Here is a 21,571-nt window from a genome sequence, read left to right as displayed (position 1 = left end):
GCCGCGGAACCCGCGCCGCGGGCCGCGCGCCCCGTCAGTGGGCGCCCGCGTACACCTTCGACGCGAACTCCGCGATCTGCTTGTCGGAGAGGTTCTGCGCGAGGTTGGCCTCCGAGATCATGCCGACGAGACGGTGGCCGTTCTGCACGTCGATCACCGGCAGCCGCTTGACCTGGTGCTGCTCCATGGTCGCCAGAGCGTCCGTCGCGGGCGCGTCCGCATCGATCCAGTGCAGCTCCCCGCCGAGCGAACCCGCCTCCACGCTCGCCGGGTCCACGCCGTCGGCCACGCACTCGATGACGATGTCCCGGTCGGTGACCAGGCCCTGGAGCCTGTCGTCGTCACCGCAGATGGGCAGCGCGCCCACATGCAGCTCGCGCATCAGTTTCGCCGCGTCCAGCAGCGATTCGTGCTCGCCGACGCACTTCGCGCCCGCCGTCATGATGTCGCGGGCGTTGAGCGGCTTGTTCCGTGCCATGATCGCTCCTCCCGTCGTGGCAGGTTCTTGCTCCCTCCATCGCAACACGGATGACCACCCGACGCCATGCGCACACCTTCACCGTCCGCGATCGGCCATGTGCTGCTCGAACGTGCTGATCTTCCCGTCCAGCAGGCCGGGCCGCCCGGGCCACAGATCGGCCTTGAGGACCAGCTGGACCCGTGGCGCCCGCGCGGCGACGGCCTCCGTGGCCCGCCGGACGACGTCCATGACCTCGTCCCACTCGCCCTCGATCATCGTGTACATCGAGTCCGAGCGGTACGGCAGCCCGCATTCGCGGATGACGGCCACGGCGTCGGCGATCTCGTCGGGGAAGCTCTCTCCGACGCCGACGGGCGTCAGGGTGAAGGCGATGAGCACGGTGGTCCGCCGTCCTTTCTTCTTCTTAGGTCTTCTTCTCAGTCCCCCGCGCGCGGCGGGGCGGTCGTGGTGGCGTGATAGGCGGCCGCGACCAGCAGGAGATGGTCGATCTCATGGGTCAGGCTGCGTGCCGAGGGCCCGTCCTGGTCGCCGGGCCCGGTGAGGTTCGCCGTCTGGGCGTGGGGCTTGCGGCCCTCGTGCTTGTTCCGCAGCGCGGCCGTGAGCCAGGACGCGGTGATGTGCGCGTCCACCAGGTGGGCCGGCAGGGACTGCCCGTGCACGCCGCGGCGAATCGACTCGAGCGTGGCGGGCGGGATGTAGTTGCGCAGGACGATCATCGCGTCGCGGATCTCGATGACCCGGCGGTAGAGCCGCAGCTGGAGGGGGACGGCCACGGCCCCGATGCGGTTGGCGGGGCGCAGCACGACGTCCGGGGTGTGCGTGGTGAGGTCCTGCCACAGCCGCTCCAGGCCGTGGTACGACCTGCGGTACTGCACGTGGGTGCGGATCCGGGCGAACACCGGCAGGGCCACCCCGAGCGCCATGCACACGGCCTCGACCCCGGTGACCGGCGAGAACAGCGGGGCGAACACCGGCGACCGCGTGTACAGATAGACGAGCTTGAGCGACCACAGCACCGTGGCCAGCAGGATGCCGGAGCCGAACAGGCGCAGCCCGTAGCGCAGCAGGCGCGGCGTGCCGTGCCGGCCGTGGCTCCAGCACACGATGCCGCAGACCGTGTCGGCCGTCAGGTGGAAGGCGAAGAACACCCACCAGTAGGCGTCCGGCACGCTCGGCGTGGCCCGCGACGGCGCGATCTGGTTCCGCGCGTGCGCCGGCCCGAGCACGTCCAGCAGGACGAGCGCGACCATGACGGCAGCCGCGGTGCCGAAGAGCACACCGGTGCGGCGCCGGCGGCCGGCCGCCCCGTGGATGAACCACAGGACCGCCGCCGCGTCGACGATGCTGAACAGATGCGTCGTCAGGTCCACCCAGTGGGCGCCGGGCACCATCCGGGACAGCACGGCCGTCACGGGTTCGAGGTGCATCGACATCGCCAGGGCGATCATGACGACGGCGAACCACAGCGGCCGCTGCTCGCGGTGGCGAACGGCCTGCGGGGCCCGTACGAGGGCCGCCGACCACAGGGCGGCGATGCCCGCGTTCTCGATCCAGCTGAGCTCCTCTATCCAGGCGAGCACGACGCCCCCGTCGGCCGGCCCACCCGCAGCCCCATCGCCGATTCCAGACCGCCGAGCATCCCCGACAGCAGCGTCGGCGCGGGCACCCGCCCGGCCGCCTCCAGGATCAGCGTGGCGATCATCTCCGCCTCCTGCTCCTGCTCGTCGCCGTAGCGGATCCGCGGCAGCGCCCGGCGCACCGACTGGGGATCGGTGATGTCGAGGTGGCGGTACAGCCGGGTGTCGTCGAGCGCGGAGCGGTGGTTGCACACCAGGTGCCCGATCTCGTGGACGATGATGTGCTCCTGGTGCAGCGGGCTGGTCTGCCCGTCGTAGAGGATGAAGTCCTCGGTCTCCACGGACAGCAGCATGCCCGAGGGCGTGCCGGGGACGGTCGGTGTGGGCAGGGCCAGCAGGCGCAGCGGCCGGTCGCGCTCGGCGGCGAGCCGCGCGCACAGGTCCTGTGCGGAGAACGGGTCGGGCACAGGAATCCCGCCGATCACCTTCTGGCATCGGCGGCGCAGATGCCTCCAGTGCATCTCAGTCGCTTCTCCCGCGGTCGTAGGGACGGGCGGGCACATGACCCGGTATCGGCGCCGGGTCATCGCGGTCTCCCGGTCCGCGAGGCGGACTCCAAGGCGGTCAATGGCGATACCACGAGCCCCCCTCGTACATGTGCCCCAGCCGCCTGCGATCGTAGATCGCCGCGCGCTGTCACGCCAGGGTCGCGCTACGTCGCGGTCCCCGCGGGGCGCCGGAGGCCGCCGGCGGGGCTATCCGAGGGTGCTGCGGCGGCCGTAGCGGCTCTTGCGCAGCCGCTGCACGACGCGGTGCAGACGCGGGTAGCGCTCGCGCTGTTCCCGGGAGCGGCGGTCGAGTTCCTCCGTGAGCCGTTCGGTGCGCTTCTCCACGTCGAGCTCGTCGAGGACGCGGTCGATCTCCGCGAGCAGCGCCCCGTGCAGCTGCCACTGCCGGGGGTGCTGCTGGACCTGATGGAGCAGCAGGTCGGCCGCCCCGTCGCGGGTGCGGCGGGCGGCGTCGAGCTCCCGAGTGAGGTGCTCCTCGGCGTGCTCGGCGCTGGTGGTGACGTGCGTGGTGATGACGACGGCGAAGTTCTCCACCGCCAGGGCCATGTGCCCGTAGACCTCCGCGAGGGCGGCGGCGGTGTCCCCGGGGAAGAGCGGCTCCTGCGCGCGGTGCGTGGCCAGATCGGTGAGGGTCCGGCAGGTCACGCGCAGCACGACGGCCGTGATCTCCAGCGCGTCGAGCCCCGTACGCAGCACCACCCGGTAGAGGAGCCCCTCCTTGACGCGCGGATTGAGCCGGAGGCTGTCCTCGGCCTGCCGGAGCGAGGCGTCCACCTCGACGATGTCGTGGTCGAGCCGCCGCGCGGCGTGCAGCCGGGCCGCGGCCTGCTCCACGGACGTGTGGCCGGTGATCTCCTCGCCGATGTCCTGGAGGAGGCGGCGCATCCGGCGCGCGAGGTCCTCGATCGCCTCGCCCGCGGGCTGCACCCACACCGGGGGGACGAGCAGGACGTTGAACAGCAGCCCGACGACCGCGCCGATCAGCGTCTCCAGCACCCGGTCCCAGGCCGTCTCCGCGACCCGCGTCACCCCCAGGACGAGCATCGCGCTGATCGCGACCTCGGGGACGAACTCGCCGGCCTTCACGAACCGCCCGATGACCAGGGAGGCGAGGATGATCAGCCCGAGGCTCCACCACGTCAGCCCGACCAGCACGCTGAAGCCGATCGCGATCAGGACGCCGGCCACGACCGAATTGACCCGGCGCACCCCCGTGGTGAGCGTGGAGTAGAGGGTGACCTGGACGACCAGGAGCGCGGTGAGCGGTGCGGTCAGCGGGGCCGGTTCCCTGCTCAGCCACAGCGCCACGACATAGGCGATCACCGCGGCTGCGGTGGACCGCACCGTCTGCACGACCGCCGGTTCCCTGCCGCGCCTCACCAGCATCGTCAGGGGATCACGAAGTCCGGGCACGTCGGTCCTCCTTCCCCCTCCCGCCTCCCTGCCAGCCACCGATGCGCCACTTGGGGCACCGGGGGCGGGGGAGAGCGGCCGTCAGGGGATGGCAGGATTTCGGCCATGACTGATCATCAGGGTTTTCTTTCCGGTAAGAGTGTGCTGATTACGGGAGCGAGCAGCGGAATCGGCGCTGCCGCGGCGAAGGTGTTCGCGCGCGAGGGCGCCGCGGTGGTGCTGACGGCGCGCAGAGGGGAGCGCCTGGAGGCGCTGTGCGAGGAGATCCGGGGGAGCGGCGGCGACGCCGCGTTCGTCGTCGGGGACATGCGCGTGGAGGACGACGCGCGGCGGGCGGTGGAGTGCGCGGTGGAGCGCCACGGGCGCCTCGACGCCGCCTTCAACAACGCGGGCATCGGCTGGGACCAGGAGCCGATGCACCTGATGAAGGACGACGCCTACGACGCCATCATGGACACGAACGTACGGGGCGTGTGGAACGTCATGCGCCATGAGCTCGCGGCCATGGTGGAGTCGGGTACGGGCGGCTCCGTCGTCAACAACAGCAGCGTCGCCGGCATGCAGGCCATACCCGCGGCCGCGCCGTACGTCGCCTCGAAGCACGCGGTGATCGGCCTGACGAAGGCCGCGGCGGCGGAGTACGCGCCGCACGGCATCCGGGTGAACACGGTCGCCCCCGGCACGACGCGCAGCGAGATCATCGCCGGCTGGTTCGAGCGCAACCCGCACATCGAGCCGGAGCTGCACCGCCTGACGCCGCAGGCCCGTACGGCCGAGCCGGCGGAGATCGCGGAGGCGGCCGCGTGGCTGTGCAGCGACAGGGCGTCGTTCGTGACGGGGGCGGTGCTGCCGGTCGACGGCGGCTTCACGATGGTGTGACGCGAGTTCGGGGCGTGACGCGGTAGGGGGAGAGGGCCCGGCGGCCGGACGACGGCCGCCGGGCCCCCGCTTCACGCAGCGGGGCCGGTGTGCGTGGTGGTGAAGACGGGCTCGCCGTTCTGGTGCCCGACGGTGGTACGGGTCGTCGTGCTCGACGTCGTCTGCCGCTCGGTGGTGATGGCGATGGGGGCGTCGAACTCGGCGTACCGGTGGAAGGTGGTGTGGGTGGTGGCGGGCTGCGGGCGGTAGCCGGAGCCCGCTGCCGGATCGCAGGCGCAGGAGCCGGCGGCGGAGCCGGCCGCGGTCGGCGCGGTCCCGGTGAACGCGGCCTGGTTGGCGGCCTCGATCAGCACGAGACCGGGGACGTGGTCGACGCCGTGGTCGTAGTAGACCGTGTTGTCGAAGGGGTGCCGCAGCTGCCACCGGCGGGGCTCGTCCGTGGGGCTGAGCAGGACCTCGTCCGGCCTGGCCCGGCCGACGTGCGCGGGAGGAAGGTGCGGCGTGAGGGGCGGCAGCGCCGAGGGAGGCTGGCAGTACTCACCGCGCAGCCGCCGGTAGACCGCCGGGGGAATCCACTCGAACGTGGTCTCGCCCGTGACGAGAACCGGGCCGGAGACCTTGCCGTCGTCAGCCGCCGGCCCCGCGGCCGAGATGGTCATGCGGATGTGGAGGGCGGTGACGCGCTTGTTGCGCGTGGTCGTGGGCGTGGCGGTGACGTCGATGTGCAGCGGGGTGGCCCGGTCGGTGTCGAGGGCCGCGCCCGGGTTGAGGGTGTAGGAGAAGGTGTGGAGGAGCGTGGCGTGGCTGAGAGGGGCCTCGAACGCGGTGTGGGCGAGGAGGAGCCCGGCCTGGCGTATCGTCTGGGCGACGGTGAGGGGCTCGTAATGGGTGCCGTGGCCGGGTACGTGGTGCGTCGTGTGGGCCGGCCAGCTTCCGGTGACGGAGTAGTGCGTGGGGTCCAGCTGCTCCCAGCGGGTCAGGAACACGGCGTCGTCGAAGCTCAGGTGCACGAGTTCCTTGGCGGCGAGGCCGCCGGGGGTTCCTACGCCGGTTCCTTCTTCGGTTCCGAGGCTGCTTCCGGCGCCGGCCCCGCCGCCGGTTCCGGCGCCGTCGTGGGCGGGGAGGGCGGTGCGGGCGCTAAGGTCTGAGGTCGAGGCCTGCGGCCCGCCGGACGCCTCGGTCCCGCCGGCCTCCAGCCGGACGAGCCGGCACTCGGTGGCGTGGTCGGCGGACTGCCGCGGGATGCCGTGGGCGGCGTTGAGTGCGGGGCGGAGCAGGATCTGAGACACGTCTCTCCTCGGAGTGGAATCGTGCGTCCCGGTTGTTAACCGGCCCGGTGATAAGATACGGACTATCCGGTTTGCTTTAGGGTTGTGGCTTGTGCTTGCCCTGGCCGTCGAATCCGGGCCCTGCCCGTTTCGTCCGGCAGGACGCATTCGGCGGCCGGGGCCGGCCGGGCGTTCGTATCGGCGTGTTGCCGGTGAACGGGAGGTAGTCAATGGCGAAGCAGGCGCGGGCGATTCACACGCGTCGCCTGATTCTCGAGGCGGCGGGTGAGGTCTTCGACGAGTTCGGATACGAGTCGGCGACGATCGCGGAGATCCTCGGGCGTGCGGGCGTCACCAAGGGGGCGCTGTACTTCCACTTCGCGTCGAAGGAGGAGCTGGCGCGCGGGGTCCTGGGCGAGGCGCTGACGACGGAGGGCGTGCTGCCCCAGGAGTCGCGCTTGCAGGAGTGGGTGGACGTCGGCATGGTGCTGGCGCACCGCCTGCCCGCGGAGCCCCTGCTGAGCGCCGCGATCCGGCTGTCGGCCGACCGCAAGGCGCGGGACCTGTTCGGCACGTCCTGGCCCGGGTGGATCGAGTTCATCGCCCGGCAGCTGACCGAGGCCAAGGAGCAGGGGGAGTTGCTGCCCCACGTGGACGCGGAGCGGACGGCGATGCTGTTCGTCAGCTCCTGGACGGGCGTCGAGATCCTGGCGACGGCGCACCCGGAAGGCGAGTCCCTGGAGCAGCGGATCGCCCTGCTGTACGACATGTTCCTGCCGAGCGTCGCGGTGCCGGGCGCCCTGCGGATGCTGGACACGGCCCCCGACCGCGGTGCGCGGGTCTGGCGGGCGCACCGGGCCCAGAGCGAAGAGGCGGAGGCCGCGGCCTCCGTGTGACGTACCGCGCGCGCTCCGGCTGTGACGCCGGGCGCGCGGAGGATGTCCGGGCGGCGGGCTGGACAGGACCGCTGCCTGATGACGTCCACGCTTACCCCCTGGTGTCCGGCCGATGCCGTTTTGAGCGCACAGCGCCAACGGGCCACGAGCCCCCCCTCGTCACCCCTGCACGGCATCGGAAAGCTGTCCGGAGGCCGCTGCGCGTGGCGGCGGGCCCCCGGTGATCCGATGCCAGGACGCTAACAAACCGGATATCCTGTTTGTCAAGGGTGAACGACATTCCTTCACGCGCTTCACCAGGGTGGATGCTCTGCGGGGCACGTGATGGAAGGTCGGATTCCGGGGTGGGTTCCGGAGCGGAACCAGGGGTGGGTTTCGGGGGGAATTCCCGGGTAAGGCGAAGGCCCGCAAGGGGGGTTGCGGGCCCGAGGGCGGCGGCGACGTTCCGCCGCCCGGCTCTGCTGTCGGTCCTCTGCCGACGGTCCTCAGCCGACGGCCGCGTGGGCCGCGGCGGGTTGTGCGGGAGCGGGTCCGGTCGCGCTGATGACGGATTCCGTTCCGGCGGCCTGGAGTTGCGTCAGCGCCTTGGGGGTGGCCATCTGCGGCAGGAGGGTGTGCCAGAGGCCGGTGAGGGCGGGGCGCGAGAGCCAGTTGTGGTCCTGGCGGGCCAGGGCCTCGAAGCCGGCGGTCGCCCCGACGACCGTGGTCGTCAGCTCCTCTTGCACCGCATGGGGCGGGGTCTGCCCGTGGGCCGCGGAGCGCTCCAGCGTACGGCGTACGCACTCCAGCCACTCCTGGTGCAGATTCACCTCGGAGTGGTGCGCAGTACGGCAGTTGAGGTGGAATCCGGCGCGCACCACGACGTCCCGGCGCAGCTGCTGGGCGATGACGTGCGAGGAGTCGATGAGTGCCTGGAGGGGTGAGGGGCTCTTGCGCTGGGCGTGCCGGGCCAGGGCGTGCAGGGCCCTGGTGGCCTCGGACTCCACGGCGGCCGCCATGGCCGCCTTGGTGTCGAAATGGAAGTGCAGGGCGCCCGAACTCACCCCGGCCCCGGCGCTGATGCCCGCGAGCTTGGCGCGCGTGTAGCCGAACTCGTCGAAGGCCTGCGCTGCGGAGCGGATCAGCGCGTGCCGGGTGTTCATGGCCCGTTCTTGCTTCGTCACCGGCAGCTCCTGCGGTGGTTCGACAACATCATGAACACATGAAACCAACTAACTGGTTTGATTTCTACTTGGCCTGCCCGGAATGCTCCTTATCTATGGGTAACTCGCAGACCGGCTTACTGGCGGCGGGTGATGCCGGTGCGGCGGACCGGAGTGGGTGAGGGGTAAGTGGTCCGCAAATACACCGAATTGCGGCTTTGGCTGGAGATGAGAAACCGACAGTCCGGTTTGTAGTGTGCGAGTGGTCTCGCAGGGGGATCCCCGCGGGCTCAGAGGCTGCCCGCCGCCTCCGCGCACTTCTTCGCCGTCGTCTCGGCGCGCTTCTTCAGGGCCCGGTTGAGCGCCTCGAAGTCCGCGACGCAGGCGGCGATGCTCCGCCGCAGGAACGGCACCAGCACCCCGGTGAACTTCTCGCTCTGCACGACGCGCGTGCCGTTCCCGTCCAGGTCGGTGAGGGTGAAGCGGTGCTCTCCGGTGAAGAGGCCGGGCAGGAGGGTCCGGCCGAGCCACCGCAGTTCCTCCTCAGGGGCCGCGGCCCTGACCTTCGGGCGGTACGTCATGGGCCGGCGACGTGCCGGGAAGACCCGCAGCCGCAGCCGGCCGCCGGGCGAGACCGTCCCCGACGCCTCGCGGATGAAGGGGTTCCACTCCCCGTAGCGCTCCAGGTCCGTCAGGATCCGCCAGACGTGGCCGGGCGTGGCGGCGATGTCTACCACGGTGGCTATTTCCCGCATCGGCGTCCCTCTCGTCGTGCCGCGGTTCCCCGTTGCCGCAGTGCTCTGTGCGGCCGTCCTCGTACGGCCCGCCCTGCGTGGGCGTCGTGCCACGTTGCCGTCGTGTGGCGTTCCTTCGCGCGGAGGACGTGCCCGCAAGGTTCAGTATTGGCCGGAATCGCCCTGTCGGCCTTCCGGGCGAGGCGGGGGGCTGCCCGGCGCATCTGGAGCAGCGGCCGTTACCGCCCGCGGCCACCGGGCACACCTCCAGCCGGCGGGTCTTGCGGGGACGCCGGGGAGCCCTTGCCCCGGTGCGGAACGGCGGACGAGAGGGCGGACGGTCGCATGATCACGTTGGGGGTGGAGGAGGAGTACCTGCTCCTGGACCCCGTCACGGCGCTGCCGGTGCCGCTGGCGGAGGAGGTGCGGGCTGCCTCCGGCCTGCACACGACGGCCGCGGCGTGGGAGATCAAGTCCGAGCTGCTGCAAGCCCAGCTGGAGGCCGCCACCCCCGTCTGCACCGGCCTCGCGGAGGTCGGCGGGCACCTGCTGCGGCTGCGGCACGCGATCAGCGCGGCGGCGCGGAAGGCGGGGTGCCGGCCCGTCGCCTGCGGCGCCGCTCCGCTGGCCGGCGGGCCCCCGGTCCCGGTCACCGGCGAGGGGCGGTACCTGGCGCTCCAGGCGCAAGGGGCGCGCCTGGTGGACGAGCAGCTCGTCAACGGCATGCACGTGCACGTGGGGGTGCCCGGCCGGGCCGCGGCCGTCGGCGCCCTGAACCGGCTGCGGCCCTGGCTGCCGGTGCTGGTGGCCATGGGAGGGAACTCCCCGCTGTGGCGGGGGAGGGACACCGGGTTCGCCAGCTGGCGCACGGTGATCTTCGGGCGCTGGCCGGTCAGCGGCCCGCCGCCGTGCTTCGAGGGACCGGACGACTACGACCTGCGGGTCGGTGCCCTGCTCCGGGCCGGTGCGATCATGGACACCGGCCAGCTCTACTGGCAGGCGCGCGTCTCCGAGCGCTATCCCACCCTCGAAGTGCGGGCGCTGGACGTCCAGCTCACCGTCGAGGACGCGGTCCTGTTCGCGGGCATCGTCCGCGCCCTGGTCGCCACCGCGCTGCGCGAGGAACGCGAGGGCCTGCCGCTCGCGCCCTGCCCGCCGGAGATGCTGCACGCCGCGAACTGGCACGCCGCGCGCTACGGGCTGCACCGCGGCCTGATCGACGCCCACGGCCGGCGCCGCGGCCCCGGCGAGGCGGTCGGCGCCCTGCTCGCGCACATCACCCCGGCCCTGGACGAGGCCGGGGACACGCGTGAGGTCAACCGGCTGCTGCGGCTCTTCCTCGGCCGCGGCGCCCCGGCCGACCGCCAGCGCCAAGCCCTCGCCGCGGGCGGGCTGACCGCCCTGACGGCTTTGGTGAGCACGGAGAGCGCGGAGAGCCCGGAGGGTCAGGGAAGCGCGGAGGGGCCGGAGAGCCCGGAGAGCTAGCGGCGTCCGCACGGCTGTTGACTTCTCCGCAGCCCCATGGCAGAGATGACATGTTCACGTCAGTCCTGCCGGTCTTCCGGCAGTCCCGTCCTCGGATCCGGCCCGCCCACCGCGGCGCCGGACGGAAGGAGCACGGCGATGAGCATCCCCCACACCCGCACACAGCGGAACCGCGGCCGGACGATCACGGGCGCGGCAGTCGCCGCCGTACTGGCGGGGGCGGGCACCGTCCTCGGCGCCCCGCCCGCCGCGGCCGCCGACGCCGTCACCGTCGGCTACACCTGCACCGGCCCCGGCGCCCCCGGCGGCGTCCAGTCCCTCCTCGTCACCGTGACCGCACCCGCCAGCGCGCCGCAGGGCTCGACCGCGGATGTGTCCGTCGAGGTCACCACCGCGCTGACCGTCCCCGTCGACGTGCCCGCCCGCGCCGCCACCGGCGAGATGGTCCTCGCCCTCGGCGGCTCGGCGACCGGCTCCGTAACAGCCACCGGGTTCACCAACGCCGGTACGGTGCCCAGCGGCTCGACCGTCACGCTCACCGGCGGAACGGCCTCGGTCGGCCTCGGGGCGCCGGGAGCCGCGACCATCGCGCCGGGCGACGCCACCGTGCACGTCTTCGGCGTGACCGTCACCTGCGAGGTCTCCGGGACCGCGCCCGTCGCGGCCACGATCGACGTCGCCTGACGTGGCGGGGCGGGCCCACGCCGGACGGACCCACGGCCGGACGGGCCCGCGGTCAGACGGGCTTGAGGGCGGTCGCCCCGAAGGAGACGTCGAAGCGGTCGCACCAGATGCTGACGCTGGTGTAGCGGGACAGGTCCACGTCGGCCGGCAGGGCGTAGTTCTGGTCGCCCTTGTTCCCCTTGAGGGAACCCAGGCTGCGGTGCGCGCCGTCGTCGAAGACGTACCACCCGTCCCGTCCCTTCTTCACCGGGGCGTCGCTGAGCAGGACCTTGACGTCGGGGCCGTTGCTGGTGTCGAGGTTCTCGATGCGCAGCGTGCGGCTCCCGTCGGGCAGCTGGAGGATGCGCACCTTCCCGCTGGTGCTGTGCTCGTGGCTGATCAGGTCGCCGGTGGCCAGGGTCCGCACGCCGCCCGTGCCGCCGCCCGCCCGCGCGGAGCCGGCGGCCGACGGCACGGACTCCCGTACGGTCTCGTCCACCCACAGCTTCCACGGCTGGAACCACACCAGCCCCGCGGCCACCGCGAGGGCTCCCGCGACCAGCACTCCGATGACGACCGGCTTGCGCAGCACCCGTCGTACACGTCCCATTTCCTGCCTCCGTAAGCCCGGCGTGTTCTCTTCACCCCTTGGAACGCGATCCGGCCCGGCCCGGGTCCGTCATTCCGGTGACGAAAGTCTTACGTCCCCCGCCGGCGTCCCCGTCTGGTGGCGCTGGGGTGGCTGGTGCGGGGTGTTTCTGGTGATCTGTAAGGGTCCCGGAGGCCGCGGCGGTAGGAGAACACCCATGGACATCGGCGACCTGACCGACGAGATCCTCCGCGATCTGCGCGGAGAGCGGCCCTATCCGGCGGTCTCGCTGCTCGTGCCGACGACCCGGCGTTCCCCCTACAGCCCCGAGGACCCCGTCCGGCTGCGGAACACCGTCGCCGAGGCCAAGCGCCGGCTCGCCGAGGACGCCGGGGTCTCCCGGTCCGTACGCTCCGACGTCGAGGGGCAGCTGGACGCGGCCGTCGCCGGGGTGGACCTGACGCACACCAGCGACGGGCTGCTGATCCTCGCGGCCCCCGGCGAGCACCACGTGTGGTACCTGCCGCGCTCGGTGCCCCAGCGCGTGGTGGTCGGGAAGACCTTCCTCACCCGCAACCTCGTGGCCGCCGCCCGGATGGAGGAGCCGTACTGGGCCCTGGCCGTCACCAAGGGGGAGTGCCGCCTGTGGGACGGCGCGGGCGACCTCCTCACCGAGTTCACCGGCAACGGCTTCCCCGTGCACCCGGCCCTGCCCGACCACGTGGACGCGCTGCCGGGCAAGAACTACGGCACGCCCATCCGCGAGGAGGGCCAGGCCGAGCGCGAACGGCAGTACTTGCGGACGGTCGCCGGCGCGCTCGCGGGCGTTCTCGAGAAGCACCCCCGGCCCCTGTACCTCGTGGGCCTGCGCGAGCTCACCGCGCACTTCAAGGAGGCCTTCCCCGACCAGGGCGCGATCACCGCCGTGGTCGAGAACGGCAGCGGCGCCGCGAAGAGCGGCCACGAGCTCCTGGAGGTTCTCCGCCCGGCCTTCGAGGAGCGCCGCGAGGCGCGCAGGGGCGAGGTGATGCGCAGGCTCAGCGACGCGCGCGGGGCCCGCCGCTACACCTCCGGCCTGGACGAGGTCTGGCAGACGGTGCGGCAGGGCCGGGTGGCCCTCCTGGCCGTCGAGGACCACTACCAGGCGACCGTCCGCACCGACGGCAACGGCGGCCACCCGCAGCTGGTGGAGGAGTCCGCGGAGCCGCTCAGCGCGGACGGCTCCCTCATCGAGGACGCCGTCGACGAGATCGTCGAGAGCGCGCTCGACAGCGGCGCGGACGTCGAGTTCGTCCCCGACGACTCCCTGGCCGAGGAACACCGCCTCGCCGCGGTCCTGCGGTACTGAACCGGCAGGGCGAGGCGTCCCGCTTCACCGGGCGTCCCGCGTCACCGGGCTGACCGGGTCACCGGGCGGGCCGGAACTCCAGACCGGAGACGTGCTCGCGGGTCGTGGTGCCCAGCAGCACGAGCGAGGCGGCCTCCGCGACGTCCGGCGGCACGGGCCCGCCTCCGCCGCCCGGCTCCACGGCGCCGTCGAGCCCGCGGAGCAGCCGGCCCAGCCCGTGCGCGTGCCGGGTGAAGGCGCGCCGGCTGACCCGGCGGCCCCGTACGCGCTGCCCTTCCAGCGCCTGCGCCGTGCCCACGTCCAGCAGCACCAGGTGGAGTTCGTGGCCCCGGCGGCCGGCCTCGCGGGCCAGCCAGCGCCGCATCCACGGGCGGCTGCCGCAGTCGTGCACCAGGACGGGCTCCCCGCCGCGCACGGCGGCCCGGATCCGCAGGAAGTGGTCCAGCCGGGCGCACGGCCGGTAGACCGCGTACGGCAGCCGGTCCGGCATGCGCGCCTGCCACCGCTCGTGGGCGGCCCGTGGATCGACGGCGGGGGCCGCCGCCGACCAGCGGCGCATGAGGGTGCTCTTGCCGCTGCCGGGCAGTCCCGACACGACGACGACCGACCCCGCCGGGTACGACAGCACCGCCGGGGCCCGGCAGCCGGCCGCCCGCAGGTCGACCAGCCCGCTGGGACGCAGCGCCGTCGTGGGCGCGGGCCCGGCCTGCGCCGCCGGGCCCGCGGGATCCGCCGGATCGCCGGCGGGTATGCCCGCCGGAGTGCTGCTGTCGGTCGTGCCGGTCCGGCTCACGGTCTGGTGTCCCCTGCCCTTGGCTGCTGTGCGCCCGCCGCCTTCGCGGCGGGGCCAGTCCTTCAGACGCCGTGGCGCACCCTGCCGGTTCACCGGATGTCCCCGCGGGTTCACCGGATGCCGCTGCACGTGCACCGGGCCGGGGGTGAACAGGCCCGTGGCCGCGCCGGAGGGGATGGGGGCGCGGCCACGGGCGGCCCCGGAGGGCCGGATGGGGAAGGGGTGCGGTCAGTGGGCGCCGGGCGCGGCGGTCAGGGCCCGGCCGTGGTGACGGCTGATGTTCTTCTCCAGCAGCGCCAGGCATTCGGCGACGCCGATGCTGTCGGGGGTGTGCTCGGGCAGCCGCCCGTCCCGGGCCTTCAGCCCGGCCAGGGCCTCGTCCATGGCCGACTGCGCGGCGAAGAGGCACGGGGTGCTGTAGATCGCCACGTCCACGCCGAGCCCGGACAGCTCCGGCAGCGACAGCCGGGGCGACTTGCCGCCCGCGATCTGGTTGAAGAGGAGGGGCTTGTCGCCGATGACGTCCCGGACCTTGCGGATCCAGTCGGTGCTGCGGACGCCGTCGACGAGCAGGACGTCCGCGTCGGTGGCGGCCAGGGCCTTGGCGCGCCGCAGGATCTCCTGCTCCTCCGTGGCGTCGGTCCGGGCGACGACGACGAGGTCGCGGCGGGATTCGAGGACCATGTTGAGCTTGTCCAGGTACTCCTGGAGGGGAAGGATCTGCTTGCCGTCGACGTGCCCGCAGCGGCGCGGCCGCTGCTGGTCCTCCAGGATCACTCCGGAGGCGCCGATGGCCTCCAGCTGCTGGACGGCGTGGCAGGCGGTCTCGGGATCGACGTAGCCGTCGTCGATGTCGACGAGCAGGTGCTGCGCGGGGAAGGCGAGGCGCAGCCGCTGCACGAAGGCGACGATGTCGGGCCAGGCGATGAAACCTATGTCGGGAAGGCCGTAGTGCGAGGCCGCGAAGCCGAAGCCGGAGACGAACATGCCGTCGTAGTGCCGGGCCGCGACGGAGGCGGAGAACATGTCGAAGATGCCGATGAGGGGGGTGGTGCCGTCCGCGGCGATGGCGTCACGTAGCCGGGCGGGGTGGTTCACGGTACCCTCCGAAGACTGGTTTGGCGTCGGTTGGGCCCGCTTCGGCTGCTGTCTTTGACGGAAGCCCGCAGCCGCTGCGGGAGACGATGACCGACCGGAGATCCCTGGGGTGCGCCGCGCGAAGGCGTGCCCCAGGGATTTTTGCTGTGCTCTGCTGCTGGTGGTGCCGGTCGGTGCCTTCGGGAGATTAGTCAAGAGATAGTCATGCAGCAATATAGGCAAGGTAAAAGCGGGTGGCCGGCGATGCTTTCGCGCCGACCACCCGCACCTCCGGAGCACTGTGCGGCGCACACCCGTCCGCACTCGCCCCGCAGCTGAGCGGCCCCTTCCGGTCCCGCGGCCGGCCCCGCGCATATGCCCGCGGATCGACCGGATCCAGCGGGTCGGATCACGTCGCGGCGGACCGCGCCGGGCCGGGCCGGTGCCGGGGCCTACTGCTTGGAGAGGTTCCGGGCCTCGGCGCGGCCTTTGAGCTCCAGCTGCTCGGCGAGGTCGCGCAGGGCGCGCGCGCCGGCGATCTCCTCGCCGACGCGCGGTTCGTTGGGATCTCGGGCGTCCCGGGTGGAGCTGGTCCGGGCGCGGAGCTCGGTGCCGTCGCGCAGTCGCAGGAGGGCGGCGGCCCGGGTACGGGATTCGTCCTCGTCGAATTCGATTTCTACGTGCCAGCCGGCGACCTGCATGGGCAAAACACCTCCGCCGTGTTGCAGCTTTCTGTGGCGGCCACTGTAAGTCGCCCCCTTCGGGCGCCCGCGCCCCCGCGCGCCGGGCTGCCTCCAGGTCCACCCGTCCGGCTGCCCGGCCATCCGTATGCGGGGTGCATGAATGCAATAGGCATGAATGCAGAAGGCATGTATCGCCCGAGGCAAACAACGCAAGATCACATCGCTGTGGCCTTGATCACAGCGGACAGGGGCAATGCGTGAAAACGGTCATGTACGAGCCTGCCTTTCCCGCCCCGCGAATCCCTTTACCCGTCCGGGAAATGCCCTGGTCGCCCCGCTCTGACCAGCACTGATCGATCACTTACCGACGGAAATATCAATTCCCCGTGAAGTCTTGACGTCGCCCTTACGCGCCTCACACCATTCACGGCATGGAGTCCACCGAGAGCCGGCCGAGCACCGAGGCGCAGCAGCGTCCCGGCGCCATGCCGTGCCGTGAGGCGCACGCGCCCCACGGCAGGCCGGTCCGTCGGGTGACACCCGGCCGGCGGCGGCCCTTAAAGGGCTGACCTCCCCGCGCCATCCAGCGGCGCCCAGGACGGCAGCAACAGCACCGCCGCCCCGGGCCACGCACCCTCGTGCCCGCTCCCCCCTGCACGGCCGCGAACGACCCCCACCCGGGGCCGCCCGCGCCCGGCCGGAGGAGAGGACATGCCCGGCTCACGGCCGGCGGGCATCGCACCATCCCTCGGAGGAACGGCATCGCCAGCCGGCCCTCCGGGTAACCGGGCTCACCCCCTCGCAGCACCACGGCCCGGTCCTGCCCCCTCCAAAGAAGGCGAAGTACCACATGAGTGACCGCACCCTCACTGCGGCCGAAACCCAGCCCGCCGCCACGGCGGCGCCGACGGCCTCCACGCACGTGGACGCCGGCGATGCCGGGTACAGCAAGGACCTCAAGTCCCGCCACGTCAACATGATCGCCATTGGTGGAGCGATCGGCACCGGACTCTTCCTCGGTGCCGGCGGCCGCCTGGCGAGCGCGGGACCCTCCCTCTTCATCGCGTACGCCGTCTGCGGCCTCTTCGCCTTCTTCGTCGTCCGGGCCCTGGGCGAGCTCGTCCTCTACCGCCCGTCCTCCGGCGCCTTCGTCTCCTACGCCCGTGAGTTCATGGGCGAGAAGGGCGCCTTCGCGGCGGGCTGGCTCTACTTCCTCAACTGGGCCACCACCGGCATCGCCGACATCACGGCGGTCGCCACGTACACGCACTACTGGAGCATGTTCAGCGACATCCCCCAGTGGGTGCTCGCGCTGATCGCCCTCGCGGTCGTGCTCACCGTGAACCTGATCTCGGTGAAGTACTTCGGTGAGATGGAGTTCTGGTTCGCGATCATCAAGGTCGCCGCGATCTCCACCTTCATGGTCGTCGGCATCTTCCTGCTGGCCAGCCAGCACAAGGTCGGCGACGGCACCCCGGGCCTGTCCAACATCGTCGACCACGGCGGCATCTTCCCGTCCGGCGTGATGCCCATGCTGATGGTCATCCAGGGCGTCGTCTTCGCCTACGCCTCCGTCGAGCTGTGCGGCGTCGCCGCGGGTGAGACCAAGAACCCCGAGAAGATCATGCCGAAGGCGATCAACTCGATCATGTGGCGCGTCGGCCTCTTCTACGTCGGCTCCGTCATCCTGCTCGCGGTGCTGCTGCCCTACGCCGCCTACCACGCCGGCGAGAGCCCCTTCGTCACCGTCCTGTCCAAGATCGGTGTGCCGTACGCGGCCGGCGTGATGAACCTCGTCGTCCTCACCGCGGCGCTCTCCAGCCTGAACTCCGGCCTCTACTCCACCGGCCGCATCCTGCGCTCGATGGCCATGTCGGGCTCGGCGCCGAAGTTCACCGGCAAGATGAACAAGGGCCAGGTCCCCTACGGCGGCATCCTGCTCACCGCGTTCTTCTGCGTGCTGGGCGTCGGCCTGAACTTCGTCGTCCCGGCGGACGCCTTCGAGATCGTGCTGAACTTCGCCGCCATCGGCATCATCGGCACCTGGGGCATGATCATGGTCTGCTCCCTGCTGTTCTACCGCCGCTCCAAGGAGGGCCGGGTCACCCGCCCCGGCTACAAGCTGCCCTGGGCCCCGTACACCCAGATCGTCACGCTGCTCTTCCTGGCCGCCGTGCTGGGTCTGATGGCGGCCGAGCCGGGCGCCGGGCGCACCACCGTCCTGTGCCTGCCGATCATCGTGGCGATGCTGATCGGCGGCTGGTACCTCGTCCGCGGCCGGGTCGCGAAGATCCAGCGCGAGAACGAGCTCGCTCGTGCGGAGGCCGGTCAGTCCTGACCGGTTGACGTAAGAGAGGCGCCCACCCCGGAAGACCGGGGTGGGCGCCTCTGCATGTGCCTACGGCTCGGCCGAGCCCGCTGCCTACGGTTTGACCGAGTCCACGCCCGACCGCCCCGCGCGCCACTGCCCCCGCGTGAAGTCCGGGATCTCCTGCGGCGCCCCCTTCGCTCTGATGGAGGCGTGGCTGAGCGGCACGGGCGCGCTCCACGTGGCCGCGTCGTACACGTCGAAGTCCGGCACCAAGCCCTGCTGCATGCACTGCATGAGCCGGAAGACCATGATGTAGTCCATGCCGCCGTGCCCGCCGGGCGGGTTCGCGTGCTCCTTCCACAGCCAGTGGTCCCACTTCGCGTACGCCCCGAAGTCACCCCACTCGTCCCCGGACATCTCCGGCTCCAGGTAGATCCGCGGCGGGTAGTCCTCGAACACGCCCTTCGTGCCGCCCAGCGTGTTCACACGGCTGTACGGGTGCGGGTTGGAGACCCCGTGCTCCAGGCGGATCACCCGCCCCTTCGCCGTCTGCACCAGGCTCACCGACAGATCGCTCCCGACGTACGTCTCCTTCCAGCTCGGATCGCCCGCCGGCATGTGCTGCGCGCGGTAGGCGGCCAGCCCGGCGGCGGGGGAGCCCACCGTCGAGATCCGCACCGCGCGGTCCCCGCGGTTGACGTCCATGTAGTTCGCCACCGGCGCGAAACCGTGCGTGGGATAGATGTCGCCCCGCAGCCGGGTGTGCCACTGCCGCCGCCACGGGCCCTCGTAGTACGTCGGCGAGAACATCAGCTCCCGCAGGTCGTGCAGGTACGCCCCCGCCCCGTGCAGCAGCTCGCCGAAGACGCCCGCGTGCGCCATCCGCAGCACGCGCATCTCGTTCTTGCCGTAGCAGCAGTTCTCCAGCTGCATGCAGTGCCGCCGCGTCCGCTCGGACAGGTCCACCAGCCGCCACAGCTGATCCAGCTCCATGGCGGCCGGGCACTCCACCCCCACGTGCTTGCCGGCCTTCAGGGCCGCCTCGGCCATCGGGAAGTGCCACTCCCAGGGCGTGGCCACGTACACGAAGTCCACGTCGCCGCGCCCGCACAGCTGCGCGTAGTCGCCCTCGCCCTTGGTGTAGAGCGCCGGCGCCGGCTGACCCGCCGCCTTCACCGTGGCCGCGACCTTCTCCGCCTTCGCCCGCACCTTGTCGCACAGCGCCACCACCCGGACCCCGGGCACCGCCAGGAACAGCTCCGTCATCGAGGCGCCGCGGTTGCCCAGCCCGACGATCCCGACCCGCACGGTGCCGCGCCGCTCGAACGGCACCCCGATCATGGTCGCGCCCTGCCGCCGCGGGACCGCCGCGGCGGCAGGTTCTGCCGCGGCGTCCGCCCGGGCCGGGCCCGCGCCGAGGCCCGCGCCGACCCCCACTCCCGCGCCCGCGGCGCCCGCGGACTTCAAGAGGAAGCGGCGGCTGACGCCCGGGTCCTGTGCGTGGCCGGGCGTCTCCGTCTCCGTCTCCGGCTGCCGGGGGTTCTGCGGGGCTGACTCGTGCATCGGTCCTCCTGGATACAAGGGGCTGATGTGAGCTGCGGCGCGTACGTGAACCTTGCTGACTTCGTGACTCCGGTAAGTGACCCTGACGGCTGTGACACGGGCAACGCAAGAGGGCTCGCGCGACGAGATTCCGCCGTTCCCCCGGGCCCGGCTCACGGCCGCCGGTGGCCGCCGGCGGCCGTGCGATGCTGGTCGGGTGATGCTGACGGACCTGGTCCGGCTCCGCCGGGCGCGCGACACGATGGACCGCGACTACGCGGAGCCCCTCGACGTCCCCGCGCTGGCCCGCTCGGCCCACATGTCGCCCGGCCACTTCTCCCGCAGCTTCCGCGCCGCGTTCGGCGAGACCCCGTACAGCTACCTCATGACCCGCAGGATCGAGCGGGCCAAGGCACTGCTCCGCCGCGGCGACCTGTCGGTCACCGACGTCTGCTTCGCGGTCGGGTGCACGTCACTGGGGTCGTTCAGCTCACGCTTCACCGAGCTGGTGGGCGAGAGCCCGAGCGCGTACCGGGCACGCCCGCACGAGCAGGGCGCGGCCGTCCCGGCCTGCGTCGCCAAGATCTTCACGCGGCCGGCCAGGAACGCGGAACCGGTGAGGGACGCGAGTCCGGTGAGGAACGCGGAACCGGTGAGGAACGTGGAACCGGTCAGGATCGGAGAAGCGCAGCACGCGGCCCGCCCGTAGCGTGAGCTGCATGGACATCAAGCTTTCACAGTGCTTCATCGCCGTCGACGACCACGACAAGGCCCTCGCCTTCTACCGGGACGCGCTCGGCTTCGAGGTGCGCAACGACGTCGGCTTCGAGGGGATGCGCTGGGTGACGGTCGGCGCCCCCTCGCAGCCCGACGTGGAGATCGTGCTCGAACCGCCCGCCGCCAACCCCAACGCCTCCCCGGCCGACAAGCAGGCCATGGCGGAGCTGCTCGCCAAGGGCATGCTGCGCGGCGTGATCTTCTCAACCGACGACTGCGACGCCGCCTTCGAACGCATCCGGGCCTCGGGCGCCGAGGTGCTCCAAGAGCCGATCGACCAGCCGTACGGGGTCCGCGACTGCGCCTTCCGCGACCCCGCGGGCAACATGCTGCGCTTCGCCCAGCGCCGCGCCGCGTGAGCCCGCCGCCCGCTCAGGACGCGTCGTCGTCGGACGGGTCGTCGTCCTCGAAGAACTGCGTCTCGTAGAAATCCATGAGCTGCTCCGCGGTGTGCCCGGTCGTGCGGGCGAAGTCCTGGGCCACCGCGGCGGCCCAGTTCCCCAGCGACAGGGACAGCGCAAGGATGCCGTCCGTGCCGTGCTTGGCCTGGATGGCCTTGATGGTGGCCAGGTTCACCCACGGCACGACGCCCGGCTCCTTCTCCGCCACGGTGCGGCGCAGGAGTTCGATGACGGTGCGGGTCATCTCCGGCTGGAGCGGGCGCAGGCGCTCGCGCTCCTCCGTGACCCGGGCGACGATGCGGGCGCGCTGGTCCTTGTCCACGGACGTTCCCCTCCTTCGGCGGTGGCGACCGCCTACCGTAGGGCCGCCGCGGGCGCTCGGGGGAGGGTTTGGTGCGATGGTCAGCGTACGGGTGAGGCGGGATGGACGGGCGGTGCGTACGGGGCCGCCGCTGACGAAGGATCGTCGGCGGGGGTCATGACCCGGCGGCCGCGGGCGAAGGCCTCGGCGCACTCGACCGGGACGCCGAGCAGCAGCGCGGTCACCGGTGCACTGGAGAGCGGCGCCTGCTCCGTGCCGATGCGGTACGCGGTGCGGATCAGCTCGTCGTCCGGGCCGCTGTCGTCCACGGTCTCGAACCCGTCCCCGGAGGGGCTCCACCGGCCGTTGACCCGCCAGGTGTAGTGCAGTTCGAGCAGGCCGGGGGAGGAGTGGCACCAGGCGAACCGGCCGATGCTCAGCTCGCCGCTGATGCTGTCGAAGCGGCTCCATCCGCGGCCGTCGGCCAGGAACACGAGCTCGCTCGTCTCCATCGCGCCCGCGTCGAAGGGGGCGCTGCACCACTGGCCGGTCAGGTGCTCGTCGAGAGAGATCACCCGGGGATTATCGCCCTACGGGTGCGGGCGGTGCGGTGCCGGGAGCCCCGGCACCGCGGTCGCCGGC

General features: G+C 72.1%; 23 protein-coding genes. 8 read left to right on the top strand and 15 right to left on the bottom strand.

Annotated features, from left to right (window positions below; genetic code table 11):
- Nucleotides 1–34 precede the first annotated feature (34 nt).
- From D7231_RS16105 to D7231_RS16085, 5 genes are all read right to left on the bottom strand, one after another.
- Entirely contained in the window at nucleotides 35–478 is a 444-nt protein-coding gene (locus D7231_RS16105) for a CBS domain-containing protein (RefSeq protein ID WP_120756145.1), read from the bottom strand.
- A gap of 78 nt (nucleotides 479–556) precedes the next feature.
- Nucleotides 557–859: a thiamine-binding protein gene (locus D7231_RS16100; RefSeq protein WP_120756144.1), complete on the bottom strand. Its 303-nt coding sequence runs from the start codon at nucleotides 857–859 to the stop codon at nucleotides 557–559.
- 38 nt (nucleotides 860–897) lie between these two features.
- Nucleotides 898–2,061, bottom strand: a complete 1,164-nt coding sequence (locus D7231_RS16095; RefSeq protein ID WP_120756143.1) for an MAB_1171c family putative transporter — start codon at nucleotides 2,059–2,061, stop codon at nucleotides 898–900.
- Nucleotides 2,046–2,579, bottom strand: a complete 534-nt coding sequence (locus tag D7231_RS16090; protein WP_147449739.1) for a M48 family metalloprotease — start codon at nucleotides 2,577–2,579, stop codon at nucleotides 2,046–2,048. The genes D7231_RS16095 and D7231_RS16090 overlap by 16 nt, the downstream gene beginning before the upstream one ends.
- Nucleotides 2,580–2,813: 234 nt before the next feature.
- Nucleotides 2,814–4,013 (bottom strand): FUSC family protein, encoded by a 1,200-nt coding sequence (locus D7231_RS16085; protein ID WP_199739396.1) that lies wholly within the window; start codon nucleotides 4,011–4,013, stop codon nucleotides 2,814–2,816.
- A gap of 132 nt (nucleotides 4,014–4,145) precedes the next feature.
- Here D7231_RS16085 and D7231_RS16080 point away from each other — a divergent pair, with 132 nt between their 5' ends.
- Nucleotides 4,146–4,919 carry an SDR family NAD(P)-dependent oxidoreductase gene (locus tag D7231_RS16080; RefSeq protein WP_120756140.1) on the top strand — a complete coding sequence of 258 codons (774 nt, stop codon included), beginning with the start codon at nucleotides 4,146–4,148 and terminating at the stop codon, nucleotides 4,917–4,919.
- 71 nt (nucleotides 4,920–4,990) lie between these two features.
- Here D7231_RS16080 and D7231_RS16075 read toward each other — a convergent pair whose 3' ends face one another.
- Nucleotides 4,991–6,208 (bottom strand): ScbA/BarX family gamma-butyrolactone biosynthesis protein, encoded by a 1,218-nt coding sequence (locus D7231_RS16075; RefSeq protein WP_120756139.1) that lies wholly within the window; start codon nucleotides 6,206–6,208, stop codon nucleotides 4,991–4,993.
- A 209-nt stretch (nucleotides 6,209–6,417) separates the two neighbouring features.
- Here D7231_RS16075 and D7231_RS16070 point away from each other — a divergent pair, with 209 nt between their 5' ends.
- On the top strand, nucleotides 6,418–7,083 hold the full coding sequence (locus tag D7231_RS16070) for a ScbR family autoregulator-binding transcription factor (protein WP_120756138.1): 666 nt from the start codon (nucleotides 6,418–6,420) through the stop codon (nucleotides 7,081–7,083).
- A 485-nt stretch (nucleotides 7,084–7,568) separates the two neighbouring features.
- Here the strand turns inward: D7231_RS16070 and D7231_RS16065 are convergent, their stop codons facing one another.
- Both D7231_RS16065 and D7231_RS16060 read right to left on the bottom strand, forming a co-directional pair.
- Nucleotides 7,569–8,246, bottom strand: a complete 678-nt coding sequence (locus D7231_RS16065; RefSeq protein ID WP_241999749.1) for a ScbR family autoregulator-binding transcription factor — start codon at nucleotides 8,244–8,246, stop codon at nucleotides 7,569–7,571.
- A gap of 269 nt (nucleotides 8,247–8,515) precedes the next feature.
- Nucleotides 8,516–8,980, bottom strand: coding sequence for an SRPBCC domain-containing protein (locus D7231_RS16060; protein WP_120756136.1), 465 nt, complete (start codon nucleotides 8,978–8,980; stop codon nucleotides 8,516–8,518).
- Nucleotides 8,981–9,304: 324 nt separating this feature from the next.
- Here D7231_RS16060 and D7231_RS16055 point away from each other — a divergent pair, with 324 nt between their 5' ends.
- Nucleotides 9,305–10,444, top strand: a complete 1,140-nt coding sequence (locus D7231_RS16055; RefSeq protein ID WP_120756135.1) for a carboxylate-amine ligase — start codon at nucleotides 9,305–9,307, stop codon at nucleotides 10,442–10,444.
- 138 nt (nucleotides 10,445–10,582) lie between these two features.
- Nucleotides 10,583–11,128, top strand: coding sequence for a hypothetical protein (locus D7231_RS16050; protein ID WP_120756134.1), 546 nt, complete (start codon nucleotides 10,583–10,585; stop codon nucleotides 11,126–11,128).
- A 52-nt stretch (nucleotides 11,129–11,180) separates the two neighbouring features.
- On the opposite strand, the gene D7231_RS16045 is transcribed toward D7231_RS16050, so the two are convergent.
- Nucleotides 11,181–11,717, bottom strand: a complete 537-nt coding sequence (locus D7231_RS16045; RefSeq protein WP_120756133.1) for a DM13 domain-containing protein — start codon at nucleotides 11,715–11,717, stop codon at nucleotides 11,181–11,183.
- A 196-nt stretch (nucleotides 11,718–11,913) separates the two neighbouring features.
- Between D7231_RS16045 and D7231_RS16040 the strand changes: the two genes are divergently transcribed.
- Nucleotides 11,914–13,044, top strand: coding sequence for a baeRF3 domain-containing protein (locus D7231_RS16040; RefSeq protein WP_120756132.1), 1,131 nt, complete (start codon nucleotides 11,914–11,916; stop codon nucleotides 13,042–13,044).
- 58 nt (nucleotides 13,045–13,102) lie between these two features.
- Here D7231_RS16040 and D7231_RS16035 read toward each other — a convergent pair whose 3' ends face one another.
- From D7231_RS16035 to D7231_RS16025, 3 genes are all read right to left on the bottom strand, one after another.
- Entirely contained in the window at nucleotides 13,103–13,837 is a 735-nt protein-coding gene (locus D7231_RS16035) for an AAA family ATPase (protein ID WP_241999747.1), read from the bottom strand.
- Nucleotides 13,838–14,065: 228 nt separating this feature from the next.
- Nucleotides 14,066–14,935 (bottom strand): isocitrate lyase/PEP mutase family protein, encoded by an 870-nt coding sequence (locus D7231_RS16030; protein ID WP_120756131.1) that lies wholly within the window; start codon nucleotides 14,933–14,935, stop codon nucleotides 14,066–14,068.
- A 431-nt stretch (nucleotides 14,936–15,366) separates the two neighbouring features.
- Nucleotides 15,367–15,615, bottom strand: a complete 249-nt coding sequence (locus tag D7231_RS16025) for a dsRBD fold-containing protein (protein WP_120756130.1) — start codon at nucleotides 15,613–15,615, stop codon at nucleotides 15,367–15,369.
- Nucleotides 15,616–16,447: 832 nt separating this feature from the next.
- Between D7231_RS16025 and D7231_RS16020 the strand changes: the two genes are divergently transcribed.
- Nucleotides 16,448–17,935, top strand: a complete 1,488-nt coding sequence (locus D7231_RS16020) for an amino acid permease (protein ID WP_120756129.1) — start codon at nucleotides 16,448–16,450, stop codon at nucleotides 17,933–17,935.
- Between the two features lie 84 nt (nucleotides 17,936–18,019).
- Here the strand turns inward: D7231_RS16020 and D7231_RS16015 are convergent, their stop codons facing one another.
- The gene (locus tag D7231_RS16015) at nucleotides 18,020–19,471 is read right to left on the bottom strand and encodes a Gfo/Idh/MocA family protein (protein WP_120756128.1); all 1,452 of its coding nucleotides are present in this window, start codon (nucleotides 19,469–19,471) and stop codon (nucleotides 18,020–18,022) included.
- Nucleotides 19,472–19,670: 199 nt separating this feature from the next.
- Between D7231_RS16015 and D7231_RS16010 the strand changes: the two genes are divergently transcribed.
- Nucleotides 19,671–20,159 (top strand): helix-turn-helix transcriptional regulator, encoded by a 489-nt coding sequence (locus D7231_RS16010; protein WP_120756127.1) that lies wholly within the window; start codon nucleotides 19,671–19,673, stop codon nucleotides 20,157–20,159.
- A 10-nt stretch (nucleotides 20,160–20,169) separates the two neighbouring features.
- Complete coding sequence (locus D7231_RS16005) at nucleotides 20,170–20,586, top strand: VOC family protein (protein WP_120756395.1); 417 nt, start codon at nucleotides 20,170–20,172, stop codon at nucleotides 20,584–20,586.
- Nucleotides 20,587–20,599: 13 nt separating this feature from the next.
- On the opposite strand, the gene D7231_RS16000 is transcribed toward D7231_RS16005, so the two are convergent.
- Both D7231_RS16000 and D7231_RS15995 read right to left on the bottom strand, forming a co-directional pair.
- Nucleotides 20,600–20,950 carry a hypothetical protein gene (locus tag D7231_RS16000; RefSeq protein WP_120756126.1) on the bottom strand — a complete coding sequence of 117 codons (351 nt, stop codon included), beginning with the start codon at nucleotides 20,948–20,950 and terminating at the stop codon, nucleotides 20,600–20,602.
- A gap of 80 nt (nucleotides 20,951–21,030) precedes the next feature.
- Nucleotides 21,031–21,504: a hypothetical protein gene (locus D7231_RS15995; protein WP_120756125.1), complete on the bottom strand. Its 474-nt coding sequence runs from the start codon at nucleotides 21,502–21,504 to the stop codon at nucleotides 21,031–21,033.
- Between the last annotated feature and the right edge of the window lie 67 nt (nucleotides 21,505–21,571).

Source organism: Streptomyces klenkii, from assembly GCF_003626645.1.
Taxonomy (GTDB): Bacteria; Actinomycetota; Actinomycetes; order Streptomycetales; family Streptomycetaceae; genus Streptomyces; species Streptomyces klenkii.
This window is presented reverse-complemented; position numbering and strand designations above follow the sequence as displayed.

Bases quoted from the DNA above. Each gene is read 5' to 3' on its own strand.
- D7231_RS16060 (WP_120756136.1), bottom strand. From the start codon at position 8,980: ATGCGGGAAATAGCCACCGTGGTAGACATCGCCGCCACGCCCGGCCAC.
- D7231_RS16105 (WP_120756145.1), bottom strand. From the start codon at position 478: ATGGCACGGAACAAGCCGCTCAACGCCCGCGACATCATGACGGCGGGC.
- D7231_RS16015 (WP_120756128.1), bottom strand. From the start codon at position 19,471: ATGCACGAGTCAGCCCCGCAGAACCCCCGGCAGCCGGAGACGGAGACG.
- D7231_RS16020 (WP_120756129.1), top strand. From the start codon at position 16,448: ATGAGTGACCGCACCCTCACTGCGGCCGAAACCCAGCCCGCCGCCACG.
- D7231_RS16070 (WP_120756138.1), top strand. From the start codon at position 6,418: ATGGCGAAGCAGGCGCGGGCGATTCACACGCGTCGCCTGATTCTCGAG.
- D7231_RS16050 (WP_120756134.1), top strand. From the start codon at position 10,583: ATGAGCATCCCCCACACCCGCACACAGCGGAACCGCGGCCGGACGATC.
- D7231_RS16010 (WP_120756127.1), top strand. From the start codon at position 19,671: ATGCTGACGGACCTGGTCCGGCTCCGCCGGGCGCGCGACACGATGGAC.
- D7231_RS16025 (WP_120756130.1), bottom strand. From the start codon at position 15,615: ATGCAGGTCGCCGGCTGGCACGTAGAAATCGAATTCGACGAGGACGAA.
- D7231_RS16040 (WP_120756132.1), top strand. From the start codon at position 11,914: ATGGACATCGGCGACCTGACCGACGAGATCCTCCGCGATCTGCGCGGA.
- D7231_RS16090 (WP_147449739.1), bottom strand. From the start codon at position 2,579: ATGCACTGGAGGCATCTGCGCCGCCGATGCCAGAAGGTGATCGGCGGG.
- D7231_RS16055 (WP_120756135.1), top strand. From the start codon at position 9,305: ATGATCACGTTGGGGGTGGAGGAGGAGTACCTGCTCCTGGACCCCGTC.
- D7231_RS16045 (WP_120756133.1), bottom strand. From the start codon at position 11,717: ATGGGACGTGTACGACGGGTGCTGCGCAAGCCGGTCGTCATCGGAGTG.
- D7231_RS16080 (WP_120756140.1), top strand. From the start codon at position 4,146: ATGACTGATCATCAGGGTTTTCTTTCCGGTAAGAGTGTGCTGATTACG.
- D7231_RS16085 (WP_199739396.1), bottom strand. From the start codon at position 4,013: ATGCTGGTGAGGCGCGGCAGGGAACCGGCGGTCGTGCAGACGGTGCGG.
- D7231_RS16005 (WP_120756395.1), top strand. From the start codon at position 20,170: ATGGACATCAAGCTTTCACAGTGCTTCATCGCCGTCGACGACCACGAC.